This window comes from Pseudomonas sp. NUPR-001 (assembly GCF_052147955.1).
In the GTDB taxonomy this organism is placed as follows: Bacteria; Pseudomonadota; Gammaproteobacteria; order Pseudomonadales; family Pseudomonadaceae; genus Aquipseudomonas.
In genome coordinates this window covers 495,136-502,500 of record NZ_CP197353.1, presented here as the reverse complement: position 1 = coordinate 502,500, position 7,365 = coordinate 495,136, and the positions used below count along the sequence as shown (strand labels likewise).

Here is a 7,365-nt window from a genome sequence, read left to right as displayed (position 1 = left end):
TGAAGTTACTGTCGGCCGTGGCGACACCCTGTCGACGCTGTTCGCCAAGGTCGGCCTGCCCGCTGCGGTCGTTCACGAAGTTCTGGCCAGCAACAAGCAAGCCAAACAGTTCAGCCAGCTCAAAAGCGGTCAGGTACTGCAGATCGAGCTGGACAAAGACGGCCAGTTGACCAGCCTGCACAGCAAGGTCAGCAACCTGGAAACCATTCGCCTGACCAAAAGCGCAAACGGTTACGCCTTCAATCGTGAAGTCAGCAAGCCGGTTGTGCGCTCGGCTTACGCCCATGGCGTCATCAAAAGCTCGCTATCGACAAGCGGCCAGCGCGCCGGCCTGCCGCACAGCCTGACCATGGACATGGCCCGAATCTTTGGCTACGACATCGACTTCGCCCAGGACATTCGCCAAGGCGACGAATTCGACGTGATCTACGAACAAAAGGTCATGGATGGCAAGGTGGTTGGCAACGGCAACATCCTCTCTGCCCGCTTCACCAACCGTGGCAAAACCTTCACTGCGGTGCGCTACACCAACAAGCAAGGCAACACCAGCTACTACACCGCTGACGGCAACAGCATGCGCAAGGCATTCATCCGCACCCCGGTTGACTTCGCCCGTATCAGCTCGCGCTTCTCGGCCGGCCGCAAGCACCCGATTCTGAACAAGATCCGCGCCCACAAAGGCGTTGACTACGCAGCGCCTCGCGGCACGCCAATCAAGGCAGCTGGCGATGGCAAGGTCCTGCTCGCCGGACGTCGTGGCGGCTACGGCAACACCGTGATCATCCAGCACGGCAACCGCTACCAGACCCTCTACGGCCACATGCAGGGCTTCGCCAAGGGCGTGAAAACCGGCGGCACGGTCAAACAAGGCCAGGTTATTGGCTACATCGGCACCACCGGGTTGTCCACCGGGCCACACCTGCACTACGAGTTCCAGGTCAACGGCGTTCACGTCGATCCACTGGGGCAGAAGCTGCCGATGGCCGACCCGATCGCCAAGGCCGAGCGCCAGCGTTTCCTGGCGCAAAGCCAGCCGCTGGTGGCGCGCATGAACCAGGAAAAAGCCACCATGCTCGCGTCTAACAAGCGCTAAGCAATGGCTCTTTATCTGGGAGTGATGTCCGGGACCAGCCTTGATGGCCTGGACATCGCATTGATCAAGCAGGAGCAGCGCACCCATCTGCTCGCCACCCACTACATCCCCATGCCAGAAACGCTGCGCCAGGACCTGCTGGACCTGTGCGCCAGCGGCCCTGACGAAATAGCCCGCGCGGCGCTGGCCGAAGCCCGCTGGGTGACCCTGGCAGCCGAAGGCATCGCTGAGTTACTGACCACACAAGGCCTCAAGCCTTCTGACATCCGCGCGATTGGCAGTCATGGCCAAACGGTTCGCCATGAACCGGCCCGTGGTTTCACGGTTCAGATCGGCAACCCGGCGTTGCTGGCCGAACTGACCGGTATCTGTGTCGTCGGGGACTTCCGCCGCCGTGATGTTGCCGCAGGCGGCCAGGGTGCGCCACTGGTTCCGGCCTTCCATGAGGCCCTGTTCGAGCTTCAGGGACAACGCCTGGCGGTACTCAATATCGGCGGGTTCAGCAACCTGAGCCTGATCGAGCAGGACAAGCCGGTCAGCGGCTTCGACTGCGGCCCGGGCAACGTCCTGCTCGACGCCTGGATTCAGCAGAAACAAGGCCAAAGCTACGACGCCAATGGCGCTTGGGCGGCCAGCGGCAGCGTGAACCCTGCCCTGCTTGCCAGCCTGCTGAGCGATCCGTTCTTTGCCGGCACCGGCCCGAAAAGTACCGGCCGTGAAGTGTTCAACCTGCCTTGGTTGATGCGCCACCTGGCCAGCCAAGCCGCGATCGGCAATGCCGATGTGCAGGCCACACTGCTGGAACTCACGGCTCATAGCATCATCAGCTCCCTGCAAAGCGCTCAAGACGATACCCAGGCGCTGCTGGTCTGTGGTGGCGGCGCGCACAATGGTGCGCTAATGTCGCGCCTGGCCGCGCTTCTGCCCCGCGCCCGCGTCAGCAGTACTGCCGCTCACGGCATTGATCCTGACTGGGTCGAGGCCATGGCCTTTGCCTGGCTAGCCCATTGTTGCCTGCAAGGCATCCCGGGTAACCGCCCCAGCGTCACTGGTGCTCGTGGCCTACGGGTACTTGGCGCCATTTACCCGGTTTAAACCGCACAAAGCAAAACGCCGCGCATTAGCGCGGCGTTTGCGTTTACTACCCTGGCGTCAGATCGAGAACGAAGAGCCGCAACCACAGGTGGTGCTGGCGTTCGGGTTCTTGATGACGAAACGCGAGCCTTCCAGACCTTCCTGGTAATCCACTTCGGCTCCTGCCAGGTATTGGAAACTCATCGGATCGACCACCAGAGCCACGCCTTCGCGCTCAACAATGGTGTCGTCTTCAGCGACGTCTTCATCGAAAGTAAAACCGTACTGAAAACCCGAGCAACCGCCACCGGTCACGAACACTCGCAACTTCAGACGATCGTTGCCTTCTTCATCGACCAGGGTCTTCACCTTGTGCGCTGCACCCTCAGTGAACTGCAATGCCACAGGGGTGAAGGATTCGACGCTCATGCTGACTATCTCCCGGCGCTATGCCGCCATAATGCGTGATGACGCGCATTATCCGCTTCTCCGAGAAAATCGGTCAAGAATACGAAAGCTGTAAGCGCTCAGCTGCAAGCTACAAGCTCAGTGCGCGAGGCCTTAACTTGCAGCTTACAACCAGCAACTTGCGGCTTAAGGCAGCAGGCCCGCATGCGACAGGCCCATGCGCTCATCCAGCCCGAAAAGGATGTTGAGGTTCTGTACCGCCTGACCCGACGCGCCTTTGACCAGGTTGTCGATGACCGACAGCACCACGACCAAGTCGCCATCCTGCGGCCGGTGCACGGCGATACGGCAGACGTTGGCGCCACGAACACTACGGGTTTCCGGGTGGCTGCCTGCTGGCATTACATCGACGAACGGTTCATCGGCGTAACGTTTTTCGAACAGCGCCTGCAGGTCGACCGAAGTGTCGGCAACGGTGGCGTACAGGGTGGAGTGAATGCCGCGGATCATTGGGGTGAGGTGCGGAACGAAGGTCAAGCCAACATCGCCACCAGCAGCCCGACGCAGGCCTTGGGTAATTTCCGGCAGGTGGCGGTGACCTTTTACGGCATAAGCCTTCATGCTTTCGCCTGCTTCACAGAACAGCGAACCCACCGAAGCACCACGACCAGCACCACTCACGCCCGACTTGCAGTCGGCAATCAAACGCGAGGCATCAGCAATACCCGCCTCCAGCAGCGGCAGGAAGCCCAATTGGGTTGCGGTCGGGTAGCAACCCGGAACGGCAATCAGGCGCGCCTGGCGGATCTGCTCGCGGTTGACTTCAGGCAGGCCGTAGACAGCATCTTTGAGCAGTTCAGGAGCGCCGTGGGGCTGGCCGTACCATTTGGCCCATTCATCGGCATCCTGAAGGCGGAAGTCAGCCGACAGGTCGATGACCTTGGTACCGGCCGCCAGCAGCTCACCTGCCAATGCGTGAGCAACGCCATGAGGAGTGGCGAAGAACACCACGTCACAGGCCGCCAGGGTTTTCACGTCAGGCACGCTGAACGCCAGGCCATCGTAGTGACCACGCAGGTTCGGGTACATATCGGCAACCGCCAGGCCGGCTTCGGAGCGCGAAGTGATGACCGCTACCTCAGCCTGAGGATGCTGTGCCAACAAGCGCAGCAATTCGACCCCGGTGTAACCCGTGCCGCCAACGATACCGACCTTGACCATAACGCGTGCCCCTTATCAACAAACCTACAGGAAAGGCCACGATAATAGGGGGCCGGAAACACGCCTACAACTGTTGAGATGGCCCGCCAGGCGCCTAGCCTCTACTATCTGACGACCGTGAACCCTGAAGGAACTCAACTCCATGCTTTTTCTCTGGATCAAAGCGCTGCATATCGTCAGCGTGGTCTGCTGGTTTGCCGGCCTGTTCTACCTGCCACGCCTGTTTGTCTATCACGCCCAGAGCCAGGACAGGATCAGCCAGGAACGCTTCGTCATCATGGAGCGCAAGCTGTATCGCGGCATCATGCTGCCGTCCATGATCGCGACGCTGGTTTTCGGTATCTGGCTGATGAGCCTGACACCAGGCTTTCTCAGCCAGGGCTGGATGCACGCCAAGCTCACCCTGGTGATCTTGCTGATTGGCTATCACCACATGTGCGGCGCCCAACTCAAACGCTTCGCGCGCGGTGAGAACACGCGTAGCCACGTGTTCTACCGCTGGTTCAACGAAGTGCCAGTGCTGATTCTGCTGGCGATCGTAATTCTGGTGGTGGTCAAACCGTTCTAACTTCACCCCTTACTCAGCCTCGGGAAACTTGCCATGTCATTGCCTGCCCTGCTCGAACAACGCTTGCGCCTGCCGGTCGTTGCGGCACCGATGTTTCTGATCTCCAACCCGCAACTGGTACTCGCCTGCTGCGCCAATGGAGTCGTCGGCAGTTTCCCGGCCCTGAATCAACGCGACAGTGCCGGTTTCAAAGCCTGGCTCGAGGAAATCGAAACTGGCCTGGCGGCGCTGGACAATCCGGCGCCTTATGCGGTCAACCTGATCGTGCACCAGAGCAATCCACGCCTGCAGGCAGACCTGGCACTGTGCGTAGAGCACAAAGTCCCCATCGTCATTACCAGCCTGGGGGCAGTGAAGGAGCTGGTTGATGCCGTGCACAGTTACGGAGGCCTGGTGTTCCATGACGTGACCACCCGACGCCACGCCGAAAAAGCCGCAGAAGCCGGTGTCGACGGTTTGATTGCCGTCGCTGCGGGTGCAGGTGGGCATGCCGGGACCTGGAGCCCATTCGCATTGATCGCCGAGATCCGCCAGTTTTTCGACAAGACTCTGCTACTGGCCGGCTGCATCAACCGTGGCCACGAAATTCTCGCCGCGCAGCTGCTCGGCGCAGACCTCGCCTATCTGGGCACCCGCTTTATCGCCACACACGAAAGCCACGCCCCAGGCCCGTACAAAGACATGATGCTAGCGGCCAAGGCCGCCGATATCATCCACACTGCTGCGGTTTCCGGGGTGCCTGCCAGCTTCATGCGCCAGAGCCTGGAAAACGCCGGTTTCGACATGGCGGCGTTGCGCAGCCACACCGAAACCAAGCTCAAACCCATTCACGATGAAGCCAAAGCCTGGAAGACCGTGTGGTCGGCAGGACAAGGCGTCGGTGCCATCGACTCGCTGTGCTCTGTCGAGCAACTGATCGCCTGCCTGGATAACGAATACCGTCAGGCCCAGGCTTCGGCTACAGCCCTGGGCCAGCACTGGCCGGCCTGAGCCTTACCACGGCAAAGGATTCTGGGCTTCATCGCTGTAGCAGCACGGCCAAAGCTTCCTCTGTAAACTGGGCGCTTTGGCTACCCGCCCCAACTGGAGAACTGCATGACCCGTTACGCCATGATCACCGGTGCGTCCAGCGGCTTAGGCCTGGCACTGGCCGAGGCGCTGGCACGTCGGGGACGCAATCTGATCCTGGTGGCCCGCCAGCGCGACCCGCTGGAAAGCATTGCCATCGAACTCACCCAGCGCTTTGGTGTTGAAGTGTTGTTTCGTGCCTGTGATCTGGGCGAACCACTGCGCTTGTCCGGCTTTCTGCTGGAGCTTGAAGAAAGCGAGCGCAGGATCGATCTGCTGGTCAACTGCGCCGGAATCCGCACCTACGGGCCATTTTTGGCGCAAGAATGGGGCGACGAGCAAGACCTGATCGAAGTGAACATCCTCGCCCTGACCCGGCTGTGCCATGCCTTGGGCAATGCCATGGCGGTTCAGGGTGGCGGGCAGATCCTCAATGTCGCCTCCCTTGCCGCCTTTGCGCCTGGGCCATGGATGAGCAGCTATGCCGCCAGCAAGGCCTATGTGTTGCACTTTTCCGAAGGTTTGCGCGAAGAACTCAAGCGCACTGGCATCAAGGTCTCGGTACTGTGCCCCGGCCCAGTCCGGTCCCCGCTGCGCAAAATCCCGCGACTGGAGAAGGGGCAGCGCTGCCTGAGCCCGGAAGAAGTGGCCCTGTACACCGTTCGCGCCCTGGACAAGAACCGCGCACTGATCATCCCGGGCCGGCGCAATCGCTGGCTGGCCTTCAGCCCGCGGCTGTTGTCGCGCTGGATGGCGCGCAAATTGTCTGGCGCCATCAATCAGGCCTACTGCCCGCGCTGACGACTCAGGGCTGGGCGTCGCCACCTGGCCTGAGTACACTCAAGCCCGACCACACACATGGAGAAACCGTAGTGGATACTCTGTTCACCAAGATCATCAACCGGGAAATCCCGGCCAAGATCATCTACGAGGACGACCAGGTTCTGGCCTTCCACGATATCGCCCCTCAGGCGCCGGTGCATTTTCTGGTCATTCCGAAAAAGCCGATTCGCACCCTCAATGACCTGACCGAGGAAGACAAAGGCCTGGCCGGGCATATCCTGTTCACCGCACAACGGTTGGCCAAAGAGCTAGGCTGCGAAGACGGTTTCCGCGTGGTCATGAACTGCAACGAACTGGGTGGCCAGACGGTCTACCACATCCACATGCATGTTCTGGGTCAGCGTCAGATGCATTGGCCGCCGGGCTGATCCAGCGCAAGCCCGATCTTCACGATTGCGGTAAACTGTCGGGCACATTCTTGCGGAGGTGCCCGATGGCTACCGAACGTCACTACTCGCCGCTCGACCGCTTGTTGCTGCAGGCCGACACGGCCATGCGCACCTTGCTGCCCTTCAGCGGCCAACCATCCCGCCCTTCGCCGGCGATCATTCAGCCGGACGTCACCCTGGACGATACCCAGACCCGCCACGTGGCCGGGCTGATGCGCATCAACCACACCGGTGAAGTCTGCGCCCAGGCGCTGTACCAAGGCCAGGCCCTGACCGCCAAGCTTCCCCAGGTGCGCAAGGCCATGGAGCATGCGGCCGAAGAAGAGATCGATCACCTGGCGTGGTGCGAGCAGCGCATTCGTCAGCTTGGCAGCCACCCTAGCGTGCTCAACCCACTGTTCTACGGCATGTCGTTCGGCATTGGCGCACTGGCCGGGCTGGTCAGCGACAAAGTCAGCCTGGGATTTGTCGCCGCCACCGAGCATCAAGTGTGCAAGCACCTTGATGAGCACCTGGAACAGATTCCCAACGAGGACGAAAAGTCGCGGGCAATCCTTGAACAGATGCGCGTCGATGAAGAACAGCATGCCGAATCGGCCCTGGAGGCCGGCGGCTATCGCTTCCCTGCCCCTGTACGTTTTGGCATGAGCCTGATGGCCAAGGTCATGACCAAAAGTACCTACCGTATCTAGGGCCGGACC

At 60.8% G+C, this 7,365-nt stretch carries 9 protein-coding genes (1 of these 9 only partly in view); 7 read left to right on the top strand and 2 right to left on the bottom strand.

Features of this window, described 5'->3' with window-relative positions:
• Positions 1-1,093, top strand: partial view of a peptidoglycan DD-metalloendopeptidase family protein gene (locus tag ACP6KB_RS02245; RefSeq protein WP_442111836.1) — the 3' portion only. It extends 341 nt beyond the left edge of the window; 1,093 of the gene's 1,434 nt are visible here — the last part of the coding sequence; its start codon lies off the left edge, out of view; it ends in the stop codon at positions 1,091-1,093.
• Positions 1,094-1,096: 3 nt separating this feature from the next.
• Complete coding sequence (locus ACP6KB_RS02240; RefSeq protein WP_442111834.1) at positions 1,097-2,188, top strand: anhydro-N-acetylmuramic acid kinase; 1,092 nt, start codon at positions 1,097-1,099, stop codon at positions 2,186-2,188.
• Between the two features lie 57 nt (positions 2,189-2,245).
• Here ACP6KB_RS02240 and erpA read toward each other — a convergent pair whose 3' ends face one another.
• Together erpA and argC are read right to left on the bottom strand one after the other, a co-directional pair.
• On the bottom strand, positions 2,246-2,596 hold the full coding sequence (gene erpA / locus ACP6KB_RS02235) for an iron-sulfur cluster insertion protein ErpA (protein WP_028942121.1): 351 nt from the start codon (positions 2,594-2,596) through the stop codon (positions 2,246-2,248).
• A gap of 165 nt (positions 2,597-2,761) precedes the next feature.
• Complete coding sequence (gene argC, locus ACP6KB_RS02230; RefSeq protein ID WP_128323465.1) at positions 2,762-3,796, bottom strand: N-acetyl-gamma-glutamyl-phosphate reductase; 1,035 nt, start codon at positions 3,794-3,796, stop codon at positions 2,762-2,764.
• A gap of 142 nt (positions 3,797-3,938) precedes the next feature.
• On the opposite strand from argC, the gene hemJ reads away from it, so the two are divergent.
• The 5 genes from hemJ to coq7 all read left to right on the top strand — a co-directional run bounded on the left by hemJ (position 3,939) and on the right by coq7 (position 7,356).
• On the top strand, positions 3,939-4,364 hold the full coding sequence (hemJ, locus tag ACP6KB_RS02225; protein ID WP_442111831.1) for a protoporphyrinogen oxidase HemJ: 426 nt from the start codon (positions 3,939-3,941) through the stop codon (positions 4,362-4,364).
• A gap of 33 nt (positions 4,365-4,397) precedes the next feature.
• Complete coding sequence (locus tag ACP6KB_RS02220) at positions 4,398-5,354, top strand: NAD(P)H-dependent flavin oxidoreductase (RefSeq protein WP_442111829.1); 957 nt, start codon at positions 4,398-4,400, stop codon at positions 5,352-5,354.
• Between the two features lie 105 nt (positions 5,355-5,459).
• On the top strand, positions 5,460-6,233 hold the full coding sequence (locus tag ACP6KB_RS02215; RefSeq protein ID WP_442111827.1) for an SDR family NAD(P)-dependent oxidoreductase: 774 nt from the start codon (positions 5,460-5,462) through the stop codon (positions 6,231-6,233).
• Positions 6,234-6,304: 71 nt separating this feature from the next.
• Positions 6,305-6,643: a histidine triad nucleotide-binding protein gene (locus ACP6KB_RS02210; RefSeq protein WP_045199336.1), complete on the top strand. Its 339-nt coding sequence runs from the start codon at positions 6,305-6,307 to the stop codon at positions 6,641-6,643.
• A 65-nt stretch (positions 6,644-6,708) separates the two neighbouring features.
• Positions 6,709-7,356 carry a 2-polyprenyl-3-methyl-6-methoxy-1,4-benzoquinone monooxygenase gene (coq7, locus tag ACP6KB_RS02205; RefSeq protein WP_442111824.1) on the top strand — a complete coding sequence of 216 codons (648 nt, stop codon included), beginning with the start codon at positions 6,709-6,711 and terminating at the stop codon, positions 7,354-7,356.
• The last annotated feature ends 9 nt before the right edge of the window (positions 7,357-7,365 follow it).